23 protein-coding genes are annotated in these 22448 nt (G+C 31.3%); 16 read left to right on the top strand and 7 right to left on the bottom strand.

Translation table 11 applies throughout. The features are described 5' to 3' along the window. Positions 1-24 precede the first annotated feature (24 nt). Both METVU_RS06355 and METVU_RS06360 read left to right on the top strand, forming a co-directional pair. Positions 25-393 (top strand): hypothetical protein, encoded by a 369-nt coding sequence (locus METVU_RS06355; RefSeq protein WP_015733370.1) that lies wholly within the window; start codon positions 25-27, stop codon positions 391-393. Next, positions 393-1235, top strand: a complete 843-nt coding sequence (locus METVU_RS06360) for an RAMP superfamily CRISPR-associated protein (protein WP_015733371.1) — start codon at positions 393-395, stop codon at positions 1233-1235. Before METVU_RS06355 ends, METVU_RS06360 begins: the two co-directional genes overlap by 1 nt. Before the next feature lie 51 nt (positions 1236-1286). Here the strand turns inward: METVU_RS06360 and thsB are convergent, their stop codons facing one another. Further along, positions 1287-2915, bottom strand: coding sequence for a thermosome subunit beta (thsB, locus tag METVU_RS06365; protein ID WP_015733372.1), 1629 nt, complete (start codon positions 2913-2915; stop codon positions 1287-1289). A gap of 368 nt (positions 2916-3283) precedes the next feature. Here thsB and hisS point away from each other — a divergent pair, with 368 nt between their 5' ends. The 8 genes from hisS (at position 3284) to METVU_RS06405 (ending at position 11522) form a co-directional block, all read left to right on the top strand. Then, positions 3284-4528: a histidine--tRNA ligase gene (gene hisS, locus METVU_RS06370; protein ID WP_015733373.1), complete on the top strand. Its 1245-nt coding sequence runs from the start codon at positions 3284-3286 to the stop codon at positions 4526-4528. 66 nt (positions 4529-4594) lie between these two features. Beyond that, on the top strand, positions 4595-5461 hold the full coding sequence (gene cofF, locus METVU_RS06375) for a coenzyme gamma-F420-2:alpha-L-glutamate ligase (RefSeq protein ID WP_048196876.1): 867 nt from the start codon (positions 4595-4597) through the stop codon (positions 5459-5461). A gap of 149 nt (positions 5462-5610) precedes the next feature. Further along, positions 5611-6540 (top strand): diadenylate cyclase, encoded by a 930-nt coding sequence (dacZ, locus tag METVU_RS06380; RefSeq protein WP_015733375.1) that lies wholly within the window; start codon positions 5611-5613, stop codon positions 6538-6540. A gap of 253 nt (positions 6541-6793) precedes the next feature. After that, a complete protein-coding gene (hacA, locus tag METVU_RS06385; RefSeq protein ID WP_015733376.1) occupies positions 6794-8053 on the top strand; it encodes a homoaconitase large subunit in 1260 nt (419 codons plus the stop codon). 269 nt (positions 8054-8322) lie between these two features. Continuing rightward, positions 8323-8967 carry a CBS domain-containing protein gene (locus tag METVU_RS06390; protein WP_015733377.1) on the top strand — a complete coding sequence of 215 codons (645 nt, stop codon included), beginning with the start codon at positions 8323-8325 and terminating at the stop codon, positions 8965-8967. Then, the gene (locus METVU_RS06395) at positions 8968-9363 is read left to right on the top strand and encodes a helix-turn-helix domain-containing protein (protein WP_015733378.1); all 396 of its coding nucleotides are present in this window, start codon (positions 8968-8970) and stop codon (positions 9361-9363) included. It abuts the gene before it with no gap. Positions 9364-9595: 232 nt separating this feature from the next. Next, positions 9596-10696 carry a cell division protein FtsZ gene (ftsZ, locus tag METVU_RS06400; RefSeq protein WP_015733379.1) on the top strand — a complete coding sequence of 367 codons (1101 nt, stop codon included), beginning with the start codon at positions 9596-9598 and terminating at the stop codon, positions 10694-10696. Between the two features lie 307 nt (positions 10697-11003). Further along, positions 11004-11522 carry a helix-turn-helix domain-containing protein gene (locus tag METVU_RS06405; RefSeq protein ID WP_015733380.1) on the top strand — a complete coding sequence of 173 codons (519 nt, stop codon included), beginning with the start codon at positions 11004-11006 and terminating at the stop codon, positions 11520-11522. A gap of 49 nt (positions 11523-11571) precedes the next feature. Here METVU_RS06405 and METVU_RS06410 read toward each other — a convergent pair whose 3' ends face one another. Continuing rightward, on the bottom strand, positions 11572-12168 hold the full coding sequence (locus METVU_RS06410) for a HemK2/MTQ2 family protein methyltransferase (protein ID WP_015733381.1): 597 nt from the start codon (positions 12166-12168) through the stop codon (positions 11572-11574). A 230-nt stretch (positions 12169-12398) separates the two neighbouring features. Between METVU_RS06410 and METVU_RS06415 the strand changes: the two genes are divergently transcribed. Genes METVU_RS06415 through pheA form a run of 3 tightly spaced genes read left to right on the top strand, consistent with a single transcriptional unit; the run spans position 12399 to position 14189 of the window. Continuing rightward, the gene (locus METVU_RS06415; protein WP_015733382.1) at positions 12399-12686 is read left to right on the top strand and encodes a hypothetical protein; all 288 of its coding nucleotides are present in this window, start codon (positions 12399-12401) and stop codon (positions 12684-12686) included. Then, positions 12683-13357: a class I SAM-dependent methyltransferase gene (locus METVU_RS06420; protein ID WP_015733383.1), complete on the top strand. Its 675-nt coding sequence runs from the start codon at positions 12683-12685 to the stop codon at positions 13355-13357. The genes METVU_RS06415 and METVU_RS06420 overlap by 4 nt, the downstream gene beginning before the upstream one ends. A gap of 4 nt (positions 13358-13361) precedes the next feature. Next, positions 13362-14189, top strand: a complete 828-nt coding sequence (gene pheA, locus METVU_RS06425; protein ID WP_015733384.1) for a prephenate dehydratase — start codon at positions 13362-13364, stop codon at positions 14187-14189. A 66-nt stretch (positions 14190-14255) separates the two neighbouring features. On the opposite strand, the gene METVU_RS06430 is transcribed toward pheA, so the two are convergent. Then, a complete protein-coding gene (locus METVU_RS06430; RefSeq protein WP_015733385.1) occupies positions 14256-15434 on the bottom strand; it encodes an FAD-dependent oxidoreductase in 1179 nt (392 codons plus the stop codon). A gap of 48 nt (positions 15435-15482) precedes the next feature. Beyond that, the gene (locus METVU_RS06435) at positions 15483-16586 is read right to left on the bottom strand and encodes a tryptophan--tRNA ligase (protein WP_015733386.1); all 1104 of its coding nucleotides are present in this window, start codon (positions 16584-16586) and stop codon (positions 15483-15485) included. 203 nt (positions 16587-16789) lie between these two features. Here METVU_RS06435 and taw3 point away from each other — a divergent pair, with 203 nt between their 5' ends. Then, on the top strand, positions 16790-17392 hold the full coding sequence (gene taw3, locus METVU_RS06440) for a tRNA(Phe) 7-((3-amino-3-carboxypropyl)-4-demethylwyosine(37)-N(4))-methyltransferase Taw3 (RefSeq protein WP_048196879.1): 603 nt from the start codon (positions 16790-16792) through the stop codon (positions 17390-17392). A 57-nt stretch (positions 17393-17449) separates the two neighbouring features. Here the strand turns inward: taw3 and METVU_RS06445 are convergent, their stop codons facing one another. After that, positions 17450-17911 (bottom strand): DUF1931 family protein, encoded by a 462-nt coding sequence (locus METVU_RS06445; RefSeq protein ID WP_015733388.1) that lies wholly within the window; start codon positions 17909-17911, stop codon positions 17450-17452. A 199-nt stretch (positions 17912-18110) separates the two neighbouring features. Beyond that, positions 18111-19403: a tRNA pseudouridine(13) synthase TruD gene (gene truD / locus METVU_RS06450; RefSeq protein WP_015733389.1), complete on the bottom strand. Its 1293-nt coding sequence runs from the start codon at positions 19401-19403 to the stop codon at positions 18111-18113. A gap of 206 nt (positions 19404-19609) precedes the next feature. On the opposite strand from truD, the gene METVU_RS06455 reads away from it, so the two are divergent. Beyond that, on the top strand, positions 19610-19927 hold the full coding sequence (locus METVU_RS06455; RefSeq protein WP_015733390.1) for a hypothetical protein: 318 nt from the start codon (positions 19610-19612) through the stop codon (positions 19925-19927). Between the two features lie 46 nt (positions 19928-19973). Here METVU_RS06455 and METVU_RS06460 read toward each other — a convergent pair whose 3' ends face one another. Further along, on the bottom strand, positions 19974-20114 hold the full coding sequence (locus METVU_RS06460; protein ID WP_015733391.1) for a C2H2-type zinc finger protein: 141 nt from the start codon (positions 20112-20114) through the stop codon (positions 19974-19976). A gap of 200 nt (positions 20115-20314) precedes the next feature. Between METVU_RS06460 and acs the strand changes: the two genes are divergently transcribed. Further along, complete coding sequence (gene acs, locus METVU_RS06465; RefSeq protein ID WP_015733392.1) at positions 20315-22417, top strand: acetate--CoA ligase alpha subunit; 2103 nt, start codon at positions 20315-20317, stop codon at positions 22415-22417. Positions 22418-22448: the final 31 nt, after the last annotated feature.

Genomic DNA, 22448 nt, shown 5'->3' on the forward strand with positions numbered 1-22448 from the left:
GTAATAACCAAAATGGTGGTTCTAATGGGAAATCTGGAAATGATGATTAATAATGTAGCTTTTAAAATTGTCAAAGAAATTGAAAATATGAAGAAAGAAGAAAAAGAATGGAAAAAATACAAAAATGAGATAGAAAAGGCATTAGGAGTTTTATCAAATGATGGAGTTTATGCATATTGGGTTTATTGCAAATCAAAGGAAATTGATAAGATTTTTATTGAAAAGATAGAACCCCTCATGAAATATACAAAAACAACCTTAAATGATGGAAGTTATGAGGAATATTTCCAAAAATTATCAAATGACATAAATGACCTATTATTCTTCAAAGAAATCTTAGAAAGAACATTAATCTTAGCAAGATACCATGCAAAGGCATTAGGTGACGATTAATGACATGGTATAAAATAATCTTAGAACAAAAACAACCAATCCATATTGGATATAAAAGATATGGTGTATTGGCAGAGACAAGAATATTTATCCCAGGGCAAACGATGTGGGGAGCTTTAACAAAGGCGTATAATTTGATGAAAGGAAACTCTTTAAACACAAATCAAGAATTATTTGAACAAATAACATGCTTTTACCCTTCATTTGATAAAGAAAATATACTAAAACCAAATTTCAAAAATGGAGAATTTCATTTAGGGTATTTATCAGAAAAAGAATTCAGATTATTATTTGTTGATTCTTTCACTTCAACAGCAATACTACCCGAAACAAGAACAGCAAAGGATGAATCATTGCATGAAATTGAATTTGTTTTACCAAAACCAAAGAAATCGTTAAAAAACACGAAATTATGGGAGAAAATAACTAAATTAGGATATAATAATGAAAACTTAAAATGGATTGGCTTAATTAATATTGACGAAAAGTTGAAAGATGAATTAAAAAACTTAAAAATATTCATTGGGGGGGATTCAAGATATGGATTCGGTTTAATGGAAATATACATAAAAGAAATTAAAAAGAAGGAAAAGGAATTAGAAAAATGGAACTTAAATTCAGATAGAACTTTAAACCTAAAAGAAAAAACTTTACTTAATTCCTTAGAATTCGACAACAACATAAAATTTGAAGGGAAATTTGAAATCTTACCTACATTTAATTTCGTGAATATGAAAATAGAAAATGCAAAATATGTTATTGGTGTTGGAGGTAAAATCATAAAAGGAATTGATGGAGATAAATATCGTTTAATTAAAGGTGTTTTTTATATCAAAGGTTGATATATATAAATTAATATTTAATTTAAAATAAAAAAATTATTAGTTAGGGAGTTAGAATTCTCCTCCCATATCTCCCATGTCTCCTCCGCCTTTCTCTTCTCCTTTAACTTTCTCAGCAGCTATAACGTCATCGATTCTTAAGAGCATGACTGATGCTTCTGTTGCTGAGTCAATTGCCTGTGTCTTAACTTTCAATGGTTCAACAACTCCCTTCTCTAACATGTTGACAACTTCTCCTTCAAAGACATCCAATCCATAAACATCTCCGCCTTCTTTCTCATGGGCAGCTCTTAACTTAACCAACATGTCAATTGGGTCTAAACCTGAGTTCTCAGCCAAGGTTCTTGGAATAACTTCTAATGCTTCAGCAAATGCCTTAACTGCTAACTGCTCTCTTCCAGCAACTGTTTCAGAGAATTTTCTTAATCTCTTAGCCAATTCTATTTCAGTTGCTCCTCCTCCTGAAACAATCTTTCCTTCTTCTAATGCACACTTGACAACTCCAATTGCATCATCCAATGCTCTTGCAACTTCTTCAACAACGTGCTCTGTTGAACCTCTTGCCAAGATTGTTACTGCCTTTGGATGCTTGCACTGCTCAACGAATATCATTGCATCTCCAGCAACCTTTCTCTCTTCAACTAATCCTGCCTCTCCTAAGTCCTCTGGTGTTAAGTCGTCAATCTTTGTAACGATTCTTGCTCCTGTTGCCTTAGCTAATTTCTCCATGTCTGATTTCTTAACTCTTCTTACTGCTAAGATTCCCTTCTTAGCTAAGTAGTGCTGAGCTAAGTCATCAATTCCTTTTTGGCAGAAGACAACATTAGCTCCTGTTGAAGCAATCTTCTCAACCATATCTTTGATCATCTTCTCTTCTTGCTCAATGAACTCCATTAACTTAGCTGGGTCAGTAATTCTTATTTCTGCATCTGTCTCTGTTTCTTTGACTTCAATTGGGCAGTTTAATAATGCAATCTTAGCGTTTTCAACTTTCTTAGGCATTTGTGGGTTGACTCTTTCTTTGTCAATAACAACTCCTCTAATTAAGGTTGTTTCTTCAATTGGAGCTCCTTCTTTCTTCTCAACTTTAATTAAGTCCTTATCAACTTTTCCTGTTTCTTCATCAACAACAGCTCTAACTGCCTCAACAACGATCTCAGCTAACTGTCCTCTTGCTTTCTCTGCTCCTTTACCAGTGATTGATGTCATTGCAATTTTCTTTAACATCTCTGTGTCTTCTGGCTTAACTTCTTTAGCAATTGCTTTTAATTCTTCAATTGCTTTGTTTCTTGCCATCTCGTATCCGTTGATAATGACTGATGGATGGATGTTTTGGTCTAACAACTCTTCTGCCTTTCTTAACAACTCTCCAGCGATAACAACTGCTGTTGTTGTTCCATCTCCAACTTCTTTCTCTTGTGTCTTAGCAACTTCTATTAACATCTTAGCAGCTGGGTGCTCAACACTCATCTCTTTTAATATTGTAACCCCATCGTTTGTAACAACAATATCTCCTAACTCATCAACTAACATTTTGTCCATTCCTTTTGGACCTAATGTAGTTCTAACTGTCTCAGCGATAATTCTACCTGCTAAGATGTTCATTCTTTGAGCGTCTCTTCCAACGTATCTCTTAACGTTTTGTGGTAATACCACTATTGGTGCTCCTGCCATTGCCATCCTATCACCTCAGTTTTTGTTACCTTGTTCGGTATGTATATGTTTATGAGATTCTATATAAACTTTATGGTTTAGTTTATAGTTGTGGCACTAACACAAACATACATTAATAAAAATAACTTAAAAAAATAACTTAAACGTCAAATTTCGCCAACTTAATTAAACTTATTAAATTTATCAAATTAATCTATAATATTTATAACCATATAAAGATACGAATGTATAGGATAAAACACATAATTAAAAAATTTTCAATAAAAAACTGAATTAAGAATTAAAAACAAAAAATTAAGAAAATAAAATAGATAACTTAAATAAAACAATGGATGAAACAAATAAAATAAAAATTAACTAATTGGAGGTATAAAATGTTCCAAAAACCGAGAGGAACGAGGGACTTTTTACCAGAAGAGATGAAGAAGAGGAGGTTTGTTGAAAACAAGCTGAGAGAAGTTTTTGAGAGATATGGTTATGATGAGATATTAACACCAACTTTTGAGAGTTTTGAATTAATAGCTAAAAAAACTGGAGAAGAGATTAGAAAGCAGTTGTATGTGTTTAAAGATCATGGTGGAAGGGAGATGGCTTTAAGACCAGAAATGACCTCTCCTGTCGTTAGATTCTATTTAAACGAGCTAAAAAACCTACAAAAGCCGTTAAGATTGTATTACTTTGCTAACTGTTTCAGGTATGAGAGACCTCAGGCAGGAAGATTTAGAGAATTTTGGCAGATGGGTTGCGAGTTAATCGGCTGTAAAAATGCGATAGCAGATGCTGAAGTTTTGAATTTAGCAATGGATGGTTTAATAAATATTGGTTTGGACTTTGATGTTCATATTGGACACTTGGGAGTTTTAAAGGGGGTTTTGGAGGAGTTTAATGTTAGTGAGGAAGAGGAGGTTAAGATAAGGAGGTTGATTGATAAAGAGGACTATGAAAATTTAGAGATTTATTTAACTCAAATTTTAGGAGAAGAGAAGAAAGAGTTAATATTTGAGATATTGAAGTTTAAAGGAGGGAAAGAGATTTTAGATGAGTTGAAAGAGATATTGAAGGACTTTCCAAAATCTGTGGAGGCAGTGAATAATTTAGAAGAGATCTTAGAGTTTGTTATTCATGATAAATATATAATAAACTTCGGAATTGCGAGGGGTTTAGATTACTATACTGGAATGGTGTTTGAGATATATGGAAAGAAGGGGGCTAAGCAAATATGTGGAGGAGGAAGATATGACAACCTAATTGAGACGTTTGGAAATATATCAGTCCCAGCTGTTGGATTTGCCTATGGATTTGACAGGATTATGATGAATATCGATGATTTGGAGATTGAAGAAGAGAAGATATTGGTAATTCCTGTAAAAAAGGATAAAGAGTTGATTAAAGAGTCCCTATTAATTGCTAACAAGTTGAGAAAAGCAGGAAAAATCGTGGAATTTGAAATCATGGGTAGGAAATTAAGAAAGGCCTTGGATTATGCAAACTCTAAGGGCTTTAAAAAGGTTATTATCGTTGGAGAGAAAGAACTTAATGAAGGAAAGATAACGTTAAAGGATATGATCACAGGAGAGCAGAAATTGGTTGACATAACCGATTTAGATAAAATATTTTGAGAAAATAATCTCTCCTATATTTCAACATTTTTAATATTTGCCATGTTCAAAGATAACGTGATATTTATGGTAAAGATAACTATTCTATCTCCAGAAGGGAAAAGTTGTAGTGTTTGGAATTTAAAAAAAGAAATCGAAAATTTAGGAGAGAAATGTGATATATTCTTACTTTCAGATTCGGAAAATTTGATGAGTTATGATTTTAAATTAGAGACCGATTTAATTCATTCAAGATGTGGTATTGGAGATTATTTTGATAGATTAACATTATATTCCTGGCAATTTATAAATGCGTTGGAAGTGGAAGGGCTAAAATTTATAAACCCCTTAGAAACATTATATCTAACATCTGATAAATTTAAATGTATAAAATTACTTTCAAAGAATAAAATTGCTACACCAAAAACTGCTTTAATTAGGGACTACGAAGATGCAGTTAGATTTATGGAGAGATATAACGTAAACTTTCCAGTAATTATAAAAAATTCTTTTTCAAAATGTGGTTTAAAGGTTTTTATGGCAAAAAATGAAGAGGAGCTAAAAGATTTAACAAAAAATGCAATATGGGAAGGAAAAATAATTCAGGAGTTTATAAACTTTAAAGAAGGAGATATTTTCAAAGATATGAGGATTTTAGTTGTGAATGGAGAAGTTGTTGGTGGATATAGAAGGGTTAGTAAAGATTTTAGAACAAACCTATATTTGGGAAATATTGTCGAAAAACTAAATATAGATAAAGAACTTGAAGAATTGGCATTAAAATGTGCAGATCTCTCAAATGCGGTAATACTCGGTGTTGACATCTTACCCACAAAAGAAGAAAATTATGTTATTGAGCTCAACTCCGCTCCTGGAACAAAGGGATTTAGGGATATTGGGATAAATGCTGATAGAAAAATAGCAAAAACCTTAATAGAGTGTGCAAGATCTTAAAAATATAAAATTAAAATTAAAAAATTAAAACAAAAAAGAAAAAAGCTAAATTAATCAAACATATTTAAAATCATTTTGTAAATCTAAAAATATTTAAATAAAAAAAGAAAAATAAAAAGAATAAAAATGAAGTTGTAGTGGAGAGAGTCATGATGGCAAAGTATGTAATTAAGCATGGATTGGGTCTTGCATATGATATTAAAGCAGATGCGTTCATGATCTTTACTGAAACTGGAAAGTCATATGAAATATTAAAATCGTTCTTAAAAAAAGAGGATAATTCAAAATTAACAAAAATTTTAGACAAAATTCCACATAGACATATGAAGATAATTGTTGCAACACCAAACCAAATAACATACAAAAAATTATCATTAGACAAAGAAAAAGACGTTTATCCTATTTTTATTAAGCATAGGGAAGATAACAGATGTATGATAATAAGTAGTGGAATTGTGCATGCTCTAAAAATGAAATTACTAAAAGAAAACAATAAGATCGTTGCAGTAGTTGGAGAACCAAAAACTCCCGGAAAACTCGATACTATAATGGTTGTTAATGTAAAAGAGCACGTAAAAACGATTACCTTGTATGAGTTATTTGAAACGCTCGATGAAAAACAAAAAAAGACATTAAAAGAAATAATAAAACTGGCAATGGAAATTGGAAGAGAAGGAAGAGAAGGTGACTATGTAGGAACAATATTTGTTATTGGAGATACCTTAAACGTCATGAATATGTCAAAGCCGCTAATTTTAAATCCGTTTGCGGGGCATAATGCAAGCATATTCGATGAAAATGTAAAAGGGACTATAAAAGAACTCTCCTCTATCGATGGAGCATTTATAATAACTGATGATGGCAAGGTTATCTCTGCTGGAAGATTCTTAGAGATAAAAGGAGATGTTGATATTCCAAAAGGCCTCGGAGCGAGACATTTAGCCGCTGCAAGCATAACAAAGAACACAAATGCAATAGCAGTAACAGTTTCTCAGAGTGGAGGCATAGTTAGGGTTTTCAAAGACGGAAAAATCGTTTTTGAAACAGATCCTCGTGCAAATATCCTCTTCTTTGATTAATTAAATATTATATTAAATTATTAACACTAATTAAAGGTTATTAATTAAAGTCGGTAGGTATATTTTCAATTTATATTTTCTTTTTTATACGTAATCTTCCTTAATCTTTAAATTAAATAAATAAATTGAATAAAAAATTAAAAATTTATAAAAATTTTAAACTTTGAAAAAGAACAAGTCATTGAATAAAGAATATAACATAATTATAAAAAATAATAAAAAAATCGAGAAACAAAATAAAAAAGGTGATATATTGTCCCTTGTTGAAAAAATCCTTTCAAAAAAAACCGGAGAAGATATTTCTGCAGGAGATAGTATAGAAGTTGAAGTAGATTTGGCAATGACACATGATGGAACAACCCCTCTAACCTATAAAGCACTCCAAGAAATGTCTAACAATGTTTGGGATCCTGAAAAGATCGTTATTGCCTTTGATCATAACGTCCCTCCAAATACCGTTAAAGCTGCTGAAATGCAAAAACTGACTTTGGAATTTGTAAAAAAATTTAAAATAAAAAAATTCCACAAGGGAGGAGAAGGGATCTGTCATCAAATATTAGCTGAAAATTATGTTCTGCCAAATATGTTCATAGCAGGAGGAGATAGCCATACATGCACACATGGAGCTTTTGGAGCTTTTGCCACCGGTTTTGGAGCTACGGATATGGCATATATTTATGCAACAGGAGAAACATGGATCAAAGTTCCAAAAACTATTAAAGTTGAAATTACTGGGAGAAATGAAAATATTTCTGCAAAAGATATTGTTTTAAAGGTTTGTAAAGAAATCGGAAGAAGAGGGGCAACCTATATGGCTATTGAATACTGCGGAGAAGTAGTTAAAAACATGTCAATGGCATCAAGAATGACGCTTTGCAACATGGCAATAGAGATGGGAGGAAAAACAGGAATTATTGAAACAGACGAAATAACATATAATTATTTAAAAAAAGAAAGAGGCCTATCTGATGATGATATAAACAAGTTAAAAAAAGAAAGAATAACAGTAAATAAAGATGAAGCAAACTATCATAAGGAAGTTGTGATAGACATAACTGATATGGAGGAACAGATAGCAGTTCCTCATCATCCAGACAACGTAAAACCAGTAAGTGAAGTTGCAGGAAAGGCAATAGATCAGGTTTTTATTGGCTCATGCACAAATGGAAGATTAGAGGATTTAAGAGAAGCAGCAAAATATTTAAAAGGGAGAAGAGTTCATGAAGATGTTAAACTCATAGTAATCCCTGCATCAAAAAAGGTATTTTTACAGGCACTAAAAGAAGGAATTATCGAAGTGTTTATTAAAGCGGGAGCAATGATCTGCACTCCTGGCTGTGGTCCTTGCTTAGGGGCTCATCAGGGTGTTTTGGCTGAGGGAGAGGTATGCTTATCGACAACAAATAGGAATTTTAGGGGGAGAATGGGACATATAAATAGTTATATCTACCTTTCCTCTCCGAAAATAGCGGCCATAAGTGCAGTTAAGGGTTATATTTCTAATGAGATTTAAACATCCTTATTTTTCTTTTCATAATCTTTTCATAACGAATATTTTTAACCACGATGTAAAACTTCCTTTATTTTAATTAAAATAATTTTAAATAATACTTCCAATACTTAACGCATATATATCCCGCGATTCAAAAACTATAATTACTTAAACATATTAAAAACTTAAAAACAAACTAAATATATCAAACTAAATATACTCTAAAAAATAAGATATAGAAATGTTGAAATTATAAGATATAAATTCTTAACAACAAAATTCGTGAGATCATGAAAGTTAGGGACCTGATGGATAAAAATTTCGTTAAAGTATATATAGATGAGACCGTTGAAGAGGCAATAGACCTATTAAAAAAAAGAAAAAGATTTTCAGCCCCAATAGTTGATAAAGAAGATAAACTTGTTGGGTGGATAACAACATTAGACCTCCTTGGTATATCTGAAAAAGATTTCAAAAAGCCAATAACAGAGTTCATGAGGCCTGCTGAAGAAGTTATTACCGTGTATGAGGATGATGAAGCAAGAGATGTTGTATTAAAATTCGTTAAATATAAAGTTGTTAGTATTCCTGTTTTAACAAGGGATGGTAGAGTTGTAGGAATGGTTAGAAACTGTGATGTGGTAAAAACACTGGCTAAGTTGTATGAAATCCCTGTCTATAAGATATTTAAAGAACTACACAATCATATTGGAGATATAACATGGGAGGAGTTAATGGAAGCCGCTGCGGTGGTAACAAAAAGAATGACTGGGCAAGATATAACCCCAAAAGAATATGAAGAGCGAATTAAAAAAACCACATTTGGGAAAGCAATATGGGCATGTGGTGGCTTAGAAAAGTTCTTTGTCGGACTTATCGAAATCGGAATGGTTGCCTTAGCGAGAAGATTAGCAAAAAGGAGAAAAGGGGTATAAATGAAGATAGAGGATGAGATAAAAAACATAGTTGAAAGAAAGGATTATGATTTTTGGGAATTTTTAAAGAAGGCATATGAAAATGATATAAAGTTAGATATTGGGCATTTCATACTGCTGAATATACTCATAGGGGTAGAAGACCTCTATAAAAAACTTTCAGAGAAGTTTGGAGAAGAAGAAGCAAGAAAGATCTTAGAGAGAAACAAAATATTTGCTAAAAACTCAGATTTTATATCTGGAGAGTTTTTAAAGGATTACATTGATAGAAAAAGTAGAGTTGCAGTTCATAACAGGATAAAGGACTTAAAAACACTTGGATTTAATATAGAAAGCAAGTCAGGGCCATTTGGAGGATACAAGATAGTTGGTTATCCAAAATGGTTCAAGAAATAACTTTTTTAAAATATTCTTAGAATTGAAGATGAGTATGCGTGGCATATATTAAAGTATATATAAGTGAAAAAGATAATGTAAATTTTGCAGAGTTTTTTACGCATCTTTGTTAAATATCCCCTTCGATTCTCAAGACATAAAAATTTACACATATAAATAACAACATATAAATAAGGTAAGTGATATAGGTTTACAGTAGTTATACATTAAGATATAAGGAAGGATGATAATTATGAAACTTGTTAAAGATGCTCTGTCAAGAAGCGATACTCCCAAGTATTTAAAGGATGAGTTTGGAGAAGCAAGAATAGTTGTAGTTGGATGTGGTGGAGCAGGAAACAACACCATTAATCGACTGATGGAGATAGGGATCAAAGGAGCAGAAACGATAGCAATAAATACAGATAAACAACACTTAGAAGTAATACAAGCAGATAAAAAAATATTAATCGGAGCTACACTAACAAGAGGTCTCGGAGCTGGCGGTTATCCAGAAATAGGAAGGAAAGCAGCAGAGATGGCTAAAAATATATTGGAAGAACAGTTAAAAGGAGCGGACTTGGTGTTTGTAACTGCCGGAATGGGTGGAGGAACAGGAACGGGTTCAGCCCCTGTTGTGGCAGAAGTTGCCAAAGAAAATGGAGCGATAGTAGTAGGAGTTGTAACTTATCCTTTCAAGATAGAAAGAGCGAGAATGAAAAAGGCAGAGGAAGGGATCGCAAGAATGTCAGAGATCTGCGATACAGTTATCATCATTGACAATAACAAACTGTTGGATCTTGTTCCAAATCTACCAATAAACGATGCATTTAAAGTTGCGGATGAGATCATTGCCCAAGCAGTTAAAGGGATTACAGAAACCATTGCCGTTCCAAGTTTAATAAACATTGATTTCGCGGATGTTAAGGCGGTTATGAGCGGTGGAGGAGTAGCAATGATTGGTGTCGGAGAAGTGGATAGCAGTGATAGAGGAGATAGAGTTCAAAATGTTGTTAGGGAGACGTTAAGTTGTCCATTATTGGATGTTGATTACAAAGGAGCGAAAGGGGCTTTAATCCACATAACTGGGGGGCCTGACTTAACATTAAAAGAAGCAAACGATATAGGGGAGGGTATAACAAGAGAACTTGATCCAGAAGCAAATGTTATTTGGGGTGCAAGGATAGATCCTGAAATGGAAGGAAGTATAAGAGTTATGGCAATAATAACAGGAGTCAAATCCCCAAACATAGTAGGAAAAGATAAAAAACCAAGAAGAATAATTCCAAAGATGCCAAGAGATCAAAACCAGAAAAAAGAAAGAAAACTTGGAGGAATTGACTTTATAGTATAAAACCTAACAATACACAAAATATATGGTAGTATCTTCCCACACAATCTTAAAATATTCTTCCATTTTAAATCATTTTAAATTTTAAATTATATTTTCTATTAACTATCTTGAACTTGTATTTTAATTATGATTTTAACATAATTGATGATTTAACTTTCATATGGATTTTTTAACATCTTTGATTGTTATGTTTTTATAAATGTTTATTGTTTTCATAGTTTTTTACATAACGTCCAATGTAATTATATATTGAATAATGCAAATATAAACTGTATTTATCAATGATTACTTAATTGCAGGGATCTTTATGAAAGCGTATAAGCGTTTAATTCTTCAAATAGAATCACACGAAAAATTTGTAGAAGAGTTTAAGAGAATACTGCTTGAATTAGGATTAACATTAAAAGAATTTTCAGAACTATCAGGAATACCATACAGCACGCTGTATAAAATAACCCAAGGGAAAGATTTTAGGGTCTCAACTTTAATAAAAATCCTAAAAACAATAAAATCATTTGAAAAGGATGAAGATATAGATGTAATTGCAATTATTGCTGCAAGACCTGCTTTAAATAAAATCACAACAAGAAAAATAACCATTAATGAGAAAAATTATTTAATAAAGGAATATCCTGCAAATTCGTTAGAGGAATGCATCGTTGCCTCAGTTAGGGCAGAAAGAGAAGGTGTTAAAGGGATCGTCTGTGCTCCAATTGTTAGTTCCACAATAGAAAAGATTGTTAACGTTCCTGTTGCTGTTATAATACCAGAAAAAGATGCATTTATGAAAGCACTTGAAATAATTGCTAAAAAGATAAATGAATAATTAAAATTAATCAATTTAAAATTATGACTATCTTGATTATATCCGTTATCTACAACTTATAACCATTGATCACCATCAACTCTTCAAAAGGAATTTTTAACCTATCTACAACCTTTACATCAAAACCAAGTTGTTTTAACATTGAAATTGTCTCTTCCTCTCCGGTTAAAGAACTCTGCAAGATCTGAACAACCCCTCCCTCCTTTAAATAATCTCCTACTTCTTCTAAAAACCTATTCAACACCTCTCTTCCACTCTTTCCTCCATTGAACGCATAATCGATATTTCCTTCAAGTTTATCTTCATCAAGCGTTGGAAGATATGGAGGGTTGAATAGTATAACATCAAACTCTCCACGTACATTTTCAAACAGATCACTTTTAATAAAGGATACGTTATTGACATTATTTAATTTTGCATTTTCTAATGCTAAATTTACGGCAAAGGGGTTTATATCTACTCCAACAACCTTTTTTGCCCCTCTTTTTGCACAGGCAATAGATATTATCCCTGTGCCGACACCAATTTCTAAAACCTCCTTATTTTCCACATCAACAATATTTTTTAATAAAAGGAAGGTATCTTCTGCCGGTTCGTAAACTTCCGAATGCAATTTTATCTTTATTCCTTCAAATTCAGTGATCATGATCTCACAGAACGTTTTTTATTTTTTATCTTTAACTTTGATTAGTTATGTGTTAACTATCTTTATTTTAACATTAAAAAATAGGGACATATCAAAACAATAAAACAGTAAATACTAACTATATCAATAAACATATAAAAAATTTTAAAATCACAATATAATAAGTTGTAATAATAATTTCAACTAAAAAAGATTAAAACTAAAAAATAAAATGAATAAAAGGTGAAACTATGAAACTCGCAGTTGACTGTGTATTTTATGTAAGAGAAGGATTCAATTTTGAAAAGGCATTTAAAGAAGTGTTAAATTTACTGGGAGAGGATGTTGAGATTCTCTCAGTGGAGTATCCAGAGTTAGCATTGATCTCTGAGGATAAATATTTCTATCGTTGTGGATTTATGCTTGACAAGAAATTAGATGAGGAGTTGAGCGAAGAAGAAAAAGAAAAGATCAAAGAAAAGATTAGAGAGATCTTTAAAGATGAGATCATATATACATTAACGTGTGAGGTGTTATGAGGGATATTAAAGAGTTTTATGAAACATGGAATGTAGAAGAACTTCCACAGTATATAAAAATATTAATAAAATTTGCAGATGAGTTAATATTCGAAGAAATAAGTTCGATGTTAAGTGATTTTGAAGTTAAAGATCCCTTAGTGTTGGATTGTGGTTGTGGTTTTGGAACATTTTATCGATTAACAGAAACATTTAATACAATATATTTAGATATTTCATTAAATATGTTAAAAAAATTTACAAAAACTGAGAGAAAGATCTGTGGAAATATATTGCATCTTCCTTTCAAAGATAAAACTTTCGATTTAATCCTTTGTATAAATGTTTTAGAGCACGTAGATAAATCAAAAGCTTTGAAAGAGATAAATAGGGTGCTAAAAGATAATGGCAGAGTTATCGTGGTAGTTGTAAATAAAAAATGTTTATTTAAGGAAGAAGTATTTAATGATTTTAAGATATTCCACGAAACGATGGGTATTGATGATTTTAAAGTTGAATTTAAAATTTTAAAATATACTTCAACCTACTTTCTTCCTCCGATAGTTAAAATTCTACCAAGATCTGTGCTATCAAGGGTATTAAAACCTTGGAAGTGGATCGATAAAAGATTATCCAAAATTTTTAAAGGAAGGGGACAGTTTTTAATTATTGAGTTAGAAAAATCAAGGTGAGATATTGAAAACAATAAAAAATAAGATTTACACTCTACCGAAAGGCACTTACAGTGAAAGAGCAACAAAAAAGTTTTTGACATACTTGAATGGGAATTTTGAGATTAAATACTGTAATTCAATATATGATGTGTTTGAAAATGTTGATAATAGCGGATTTGGTGTTGTTCCAATTGAAAACTCAATTGAAGGTTCAGTTTCTCTAACACAAGATTTATTACTACAATTTAGAGAAGTTAATATAGTTGGAGAGTTGGCAATGGACATTCATCACAATCTAATTGGATATGATAAAAACAAGATAGAGACCATTGTTTCTCATCCGCAGGCATTAGCTCAGTGTAGGGAGTATATTAAAAAACATGGTTGGAGTGTTAAAGCAGTGGAGAGCACTTCAGAAGCGGTTAAACTTGTTGCTGAATCCTCTAACGAAAAATTAGGGGCAATTGGATCGAAGGACTCTGCGAAACAATTTGGATTAAAAATACTTGAGGAGAATATTGAAGATTATAAAAATAATAAAACGAGATTTATCTTAATTGGAAAATCTGCCCTTTCTTTTAAAACCTGTCCAAATAGATACAAAGTATCTATTGTTTTTGAGTTAAAGGAAGATAAACCGGGAGCTTTATACCATATTTTAAAAGAGTTCGCAGAGAGGAAGATAAATCTAACAAGAATTGAATCAAGACCATCAAAAAAACGACTTGGAACTTACATATTTTATATTGACTTTGAAGATCCAGGAAAAAATTTAAAAGAAACGTTGGAATCTTTAAAAGAGCAAACAACGTTTATTTACGTTTTAGGAAGGTATCCTGTTCTATTATAATATAATAGATACAATAATTAGAATACACTTATGCCATAAATTATGTAAAAAATATAACATTTGCATTTATATTCGTCTAAATTCCTTATAAAAGATGTCAGTTGAGGGATGGATCTCTATAAAGTCATTATAAACATCCAACCCTTTGATAAACTGGGCAAAATATGGTAAAACCTCTGATGCAGGAATCGTTGAGATTGCCCCTACAACCTTTCCATTTTCATAGTATATTCTGTTTATTCCCACATCACTTAACACTTTAAAGAAATTGCCTTTTCCTACAGAGGATCTTATTGTTTTATGTTCTTTTGTTTGCTTTCCAACATAGGATAAAGTTAAAGATAGACGAACAGTTTTTGGAATTAAATTGTATTTCACTTCTTTTAGTTTTAACCCATTAATCTCATTGTATATATTTTCAGCAACAGTCCTGCCCTCCATACGAGATACTGGTGTATTTCCTCCACCATTTATGAGACAGTCCCCGCAAGCATAAGTGTTTTTTTCATTTAAAACCCTGAGGTATTTGTCTGTTTTAAATCTTCCTTTTCCTCCAATGGCTAAGATCTTTACGTAATCTTCATTATTTAAAAATTTTTTGAGTTCTTCCTCTTTATGTATTATTTTAAAATTTATTAACTTTTCCATTATATAATTCCGAATATCTTCATCAGTTATGTCTTTTAATATTCGAGATCGTGCATATAACACTACCTCGCTCCCAAAATCTGCAAATAATGACGCATACTCAACTCCAACTGTCCCTCCTCCAATAACAAGGATATTTTCAGGAAGATCTTTTAATTGTGGAATATCTTTATGAGTTAATACGTCCTCATATTCTCTAAATGTGTTTGTATAGATTTTTCCAGTAGCATAAACAGTATAATCATAATCATCCTCTTTATCTTTAAACTCTTTATATTTGATATTCACTCCTGCATTTATCGTCTCTTTTTCCAATTTTTTTCTAATTCTTTTCTGAATTTTATTTATCTTCTCCTGTAATTCATTAAATTGAACTAACTCATCTAATTTTATTTTCTCTCCTTTTATACTGCTTAGTATATTTAAAACATCTGCCATCTCCCGAAGTCCTGTTATGTATGTGCAACCATAATTTAAACATGTTCCACCAATTTTATCCTTCTCATACAGATCTACATCAATTCCTTTTTTAGATAGGGCTATTGCTGTGGTTCTTCCTGCAGGTCCTCCTCCAACAACTGCAACTTTTACATCCATACTTTTAACCTCCCATCAATATTAACTATAATCACAGCACAAAAATTATTAAATCTTTCTTTCCAAGATCTTCGTGGCTATTTCTTTTGCCTGTTCTCTTCTTTCTTTTAAATCGTTTAAAAATTCCACTACCTTCTCATAAGCCATTTTTTTGCATTTTCCGCAAGTTAATTCCCCACTTCTACACTTTTGATATATCTCTGCTAACTCTCTGTCATCTAATATTAAGTGATACAAAAACAACTCGTAAATCACACATTCATCTGGATTTCCTCCAAACTTTCTATGTTCTTCCAATGTTTCTCTTCCCCCTGTTTTAGCAGAAAATATCTTCTTTTTAACAATTTCTGGACTATCAGTTAGAAATATCGCTGTCTCTGGTTTTGAAGAGCTCATCTTACCTCCCAATAATCCAGTCATAAATCTGTGGTAGGTTGAAGAAGGAGGGATAAATCTAAACTCCTTTGCTCTATTTGCAATATCTCTCGTTAATCTTATATGCGGATCTTGATCAATTCCAACAGGAACAATAACTGGTTTTGGCTCGGGATTTAGGTTTTTATCAACTTGTGGATGTAGAATATCTGCAACTTGAATTATCGGGGCAAAGACGTGTCCCATATTGGTCTCTCCTTTAAATCCATATATTGCTCTCATTTCGCTCCAATTTGTTCTTTTTGATAATATAAAAGCTAAATCTTTAACTTTTTGATATTTAGATTGTAAGTAAACATTTATTTTATCTGGATCTAATCCAAGAGCAATATAGTTGGTTATATATTCGTTTAAAGCGAGTTCTTTTGTTTTCTCAAAACTCATGTTTCTTGCCCAGTATGCCTCTAAATCAGCTATTGGAATGTTTATATTGTCAGTGTATTTTTGATAAAATTTTAATAAATCCACGACCATCTTATGTCCAAAATGCATTTTACCTGAGGGCATCATTCCGCTAACAACAGCAAAATCCTTTCCGTGTTTTATTGCATCTACTATTCTTTCAAAGTCCCTATGTCCCAAAATAATATTCCTTCTAAAAAAATGATGTTCTTTTTTTAAATCGCCTAAAACATCAGATATTGGCTTAACTCCAAACTGTTCCATCGTTTTTTTATAATCAATAACAGCAGGGGTTTCCCAGGGTGTTAACTCCATACTTTCCACCTATATAACTTATTTAAATTTATTAATTTAAAAATTAAATTTATTAATAAGTTTTTACAATTGTTTAGTTTCATTTTATATTAAATTATTTATAAATTATTCTTGATTGCAAATTACCGAGTGTTAAATTATATAATTCCAAAGTGAATATTTTCATAAACTTTTTTGTTAACTGGATAAGTATGGGTGAAAATGTGAAGTTTTTAGAGGACAAAAAAAGAGTGTTAACAAATTTAGAACTCGCAATAAAAGAAAATTTGGTTGATGAAGAAATTATTCCGATCTTAAAGATAATAAATGACCTTGACTTTTGCTATACTACATCAAGTTGTATCGGAAGAGTGGGAGTAATTGAAATTCCAAAAGATAAAAATCCAAAGATATATTCGAAATGGGTTGGGAAGTGGCACCATTATGCAAAATATGATGAGTTGTTCAACGCTTTAAAGAACTGGAAAGATAAGGAGGAAGCAAAAAATACTATGGCAATATTTGTAATGAATCCTCCAATAATACACATCGCTTGTAAAGATCTATACTCTGCTAAAAAAATGCTTGATTTAGCAATACATTCGGGATTAAAGGCATCATCAATAAAGTCAGTTTCAGAGAGGAGGATAATAGTTGAGATCTTACCAACTCATAAGGTTGATGCTCCGATAGGAGAGGATGGAAAACTCTTTGTTGATGAAGATTATTTAAAATTTCTGTTGGATTATGGAAATTTAAAACTTAAAAAAGCGAGATCTGTGTTGATGAGATGGGTGGATAATTTAACAACTCAATTTAATAAATAAATTTATAAAAAAGAAAATAGAAAATAAAAAAATAAAAAAGTTAAATGAGCAAAGGAATTATAATGTATAATCAAGAACTTTTTTTGCTTCTTCTATATGTTCTTTTCTTATTCTCTCAATATCCTCGTGAAGTGCTTTTATAACTCTTCCAATAATTATAAATATTGTTCCTGTTATTAAGGGTAGGTTATCTACAACTATATCATCGAGAGGTAAATCTCCAGGTATTTTCTTCATAACATACTTTTTAATTGTCTCTGCTACAATATTTTCTTCTTCAATAATGCTTTTGAATAAATCCATTGAATTTAAAAACCCTTTTGTTAATGGAATGTGTCTCATTTTTATGATCTTTGCGTTTTCTTCTTTTGCATTTCTGTGAGCAACTTCAAACAGATCAGCCAATTTCTTTTCAACTACATCCATAATATCTTCTGCTTCTGTTTTATACAGATCAATCTCACAGGTTGTTTTCATTATCTTTTTAAGTTGTGGGTATGGAATTATCATCTCTGCCATAATCTCCCTCATAAAATTGTTTTGTTTATAAGAATACATTTTCGAAACTTATATATAAATGTTTCCTTTGTAGTTCTCATAATTGTCATTTTTAAATTTTTAATTTTATTGTGAGATAGGGTATATAAACAAATATATAAACGAATCATATATAAATAAATACGGTTTTGCTTTCTCGTTCGACCTATCAAATTATTAATTAATCCTTCCTATCTAAAAACTCTCTCAAAACAGAAGTGGCATAATTTCCTTTCTTTAAACAAAATTTAAGAACATATGAGTTATCTTCAATACAATATGAGAGATTATATATCCTCTCGATCATAGTTCTCCTACCACCTACAAACGATCCAAATTCTCCAATTTTAAATTTCTCAGGAGAAAGATATTCTCTTTCGTAAACTTCTCGCTCAATTTCTCCCTGTATTCCTGATGCAAAGTTTGTTTTGTATCCAAATAACGCCCCACTTGGAAGCCCATCTATCAAAACATCCCCTTCCAACGGTAAAAATCCATAATCAGATCTCATATTAACTATCTCATTAAATAGATATGATTGATATGCATTTACAAACATACATCTCAAATGAGGGGGAAGTATCATAAACGCTTTTTGATAATTTCCTGTCTCTAAATATCGTTTTATCATCCTTCTTTCATAAAAAAATACCTTTGGAAAGCGTTTATACGCCTCTTTGAAATTTTCTTCATCAACTAACGATCTCGCTAATTTTGATCGCTCGTCATCATATGGCAGAGGAGTTCCACAGTAGAGGTGAAATGCCGATTCCCAATCCCTTTCTACAATAAACTTTCCTACAATATGAGTTATAGGCCTCGTAGTTCCAAATCTTTGAATTCCATAGTAATTTATAAAGTATTTTAAACGACAGAGATCATTTACTACTTTTTTTAAATCTTCTCCTTTAAGTATCGGATCTCCAACTCTAACTGTAAATCTATTTCCCCAAAGATCCCCTAATCTTATTTTTCTATTTGTTTTTTGAAAATCTCTCAATATTATTCCTTTAATTTTTATTTTTTTTAAATCTTCCAACTTCACATTAAAACATCCAACCCTTTGAGTAGTTATTGCATATTTATCCTTATTTCCTGCAAATCCAAAATGTTTTCTTTGCTTTCCCACCCTGTTAGCTATCTCCCTAATTGCATCTAACGTTGTCCAGTTTTTCTTTTCCAAGGTAAAATGTATGAAGGTTCCTTTCCAATCTTCTTCATCTTTAAATTCTATACTCTTTCCAACTTCTAATATCGTTCCATCCAACATTATCTCTTCTACGACAAAATCTTCAGGATACTTTTTTATCACTCCTCCAGTATACAAGTTAGCCAAATATTTATTCATATTTAGAGGCATATCTTTTAATTGTTCTTTAATTTTAGAGTCCCTAAATTTTTTTCTATATTTTAGTAATTTTTCCTTTAAATTCTTATTACTTTCTTCTTTTCTTTTTTGTATTAAAAAATTCATAACCGATCACCAAAAAATTGTAATCAATAAATAATTAAATAAATTAAATGAATAGGGGTGGTAAACACAAGTTATTAAGAAAGGGCATTTGTAATAATTAATTTTGGCTTAATGGTTTAATTATATTTGATACAATTAACAAATTAATAATTAAATAATTAACAACACGAACATTAATTCAACATATCCAATTTTCAGGTGGAAACATGAGACCGCAAGATGTTTGGAGAGAACTATTAGAAATTGCAAAATTGTATTATGATGATGATAAGGTCTTTTACTCTAAAACAAAGAGGGGCGTTTATAAAATAAAAAGTTTTAGTAAGGACAAGATCGTTATAAAAAAACTGAGGGGAAGAGTTGATGAGATTTTAACTAAAAAAAGATTTATTGAAAATTGGGATAGAATTGTCTATGGGGTTGAATGGAACATTCCAACGGCTGTAAAGTCGTTTTTAAAATTGCATCCAAAAATACGTGAAAATGAGGATGGAAGCTTAATATTCCACGTAGGAGAAGCATAACAAAATATAAACTGCTAAAATAGAGAAATATTTTTAGAATTATTAATTATTGAGATAAAAGATGTCTATGTGCTTTGTTAACGTGTTTAGTATAATCCTTTGAGTATCTAAATAATTTTCCACATCTTGGACATCTAAAAAATACTTCTCCATCTCTTCCAACGATTTTCTCAGCTTTCAACCTCAAACTCTCACCCCTTAACCATTTTTTACTTCCTTATTTGTTAGATGTGATCATGTCAATTAAAGAATAAAGCAAGGGTATTTAATCAAAGAGAATCACACTAATATACAATTACTTACATATTAATAATATTACAATACTGCATTCCAACATTGAATATATGCCATTACCAAATAAAAATTTTTCTCTAATAGGGGGATATTATGGATTTAAAGTATATGTTCTACCCAAGATCCGTGGCAGTTATTGGAGCCACAAACAGAGAAGGGAAAGTCGGTTATGCAATAATGAAAAACTTAGAAAATTTTAATGGGAGAGTTTATCCTGTAAATCCAAAGTATGATGAGGTCTTAGGACTAAAATGCTATAAATCTGTTTTAGATATAGAAGATGAGATTGACTTAGCAATTATTGTGGTTCCTAATGTTGTAGTTCCGCAAGTATTGGAGGAGTGTGGGAAAAAAGGGGTTAAAAGTGCAGTAATAATAAGCGCTGGGTTTTCAGAAGTTGGAAACTATGAATTAGAAGAAAAGATCAAAGAGATTGCGAAAAGATATAATATTAGGATCATAGGCCCCAACTGTTTAGGGATAATGAACACACATATAAATTTAAACGCCACATTCGCCAAAGTATTTCCACCAAAAGGAGGGGTTTCGATAATATCTCAAAGTGGGGCTGTTTTAAATGCCATCTTAGACATTGCTCCTCTATTAAATATTGGATTTTCAAAAGTTGTTAGTATTGGAAATAAGGTAGATGTTCAGGAAAGTGATTTAATGGAATATTTTTTAAATGATGAAGATACAAAAATGGTTGTCTTATATATTGAGGGGCTAAAAGATAAAAGATTTTTAAATGTGGCTAAAAAACTATCTAAGAAAAAACCAATAATCGCTTTAAAATCAGGAAGAACAGATGTCGGTAAAAAGGCAGCAAAATCCCACACTGGATCCTTAGCAGGCGAAGATGAGATCTACGAAGCGGTTTTTAAAGAATCAGGGATAGTTAGGGCATATACATTTGAAGAGTTAGTAGATCTTATTCATATTTTTTCCACCCAACCAACAATAAATTCGAACGAAATTGGAATAATAACCAACGCTGGTGGATTTGGGGTCTTAGCAGCAGATAGTTGTGTTGATTATGGAATGAAACTTGCCAATTTTGAAGATTCAACAGTAGAAACTCTAAAAAATATCTTACCAAAAACTGCCACGATTTCAAACCCACTTGATATAATTGGAGATGCCACACCTGAAAGATATAAAAAAGTAGTGGACGTTCTTTCAAAGGATAAGAATGTGAAAGGACTTCTGGTTATTTTAACACCTCAAGAGATGACAAAACCGTTAGAAGTAGCAAAATCAATAATAGAGGTTAAAACTACCCATGAAGATCTAAAACTTAAACCGTTAATTACATCATTTGTTGGTGGGGTCTCAGTAAAAGGAGCAAAAAGTTATTTAAGAAAGAATGGAATTCCCTCTTACATAACCCCTGAAAATGGAATAAAAGCACTTTCTTATCTATATAAATATTCCCTATTGAAAGTTAAAGAGGAATACGACGAGTACGTTCAAAAAGTTAGAGAAGAATTTTCAAAAATAAAAAAAGAAAACGAAGAAACTATTAAAAAATTGTTATCAAACCCTAACGAGTATAATGTAAAAAGTGTTTTAAAAATATATGGATTTCCAGTTCCAGAAGGATACTTAGTCAAAAGTGAAGATGAAGCAGAGCTCTACTGTAAAAAATTGGGAAAATGTGTTATGAAGATCGTCTCACCACAGATATTGCACAAAACAGATGCTAAAGGAGTTATTATAAAACCAGAAAATCCAAGGGAGGCATTTAGAACTTTAATTGAAAATGCAAAACGTTATGCTGAAGAGAAGGGCATTAAGGACTTAAAGATCGATGGGGTTTTAGTTGAGGAATATATAGAAAAAGAGAAAATGGAAATTATCATAGGATCTAAAAGAGATAAAATATTTGGATCTGTTGTTATGGTAGGATTAGGGGGAGTTTTTGTAGAAGTTCTAAAGGATGTAAGTTTTGGAATATCCCCAATAACGAGGGATTTTGCATATGAGATGCTAAAAAGTTTAAAATCATATAAAGTTTTAGAAGGAGTCAGAGGAAGGCCAAGAAAAGACATTGAGTTTGTGGTTGACTGTTTAATAAAAATAGGCGTGTTTATGGATATTCATGAAGAGATAAAAGAGATGGATCTAAATCCTGTTTTCGTATTTAATGACGGAGAGGGAGGATGTATAGGAGATGCTAAGATAATATTGGAATAACAAAACTAAACGATTTAAAATAAGTAAAAAA

Source organism: Methanocaldococcus vulcanius M7, from assembly GCF_000024625.1.
GTDB classification, from domain to species: Archaea; AGJL01; Methanococci; order Methanococcales; family Methanocaldococcaceae; genus Methanocaldococcus; species Methanocaldococcus vulcanius.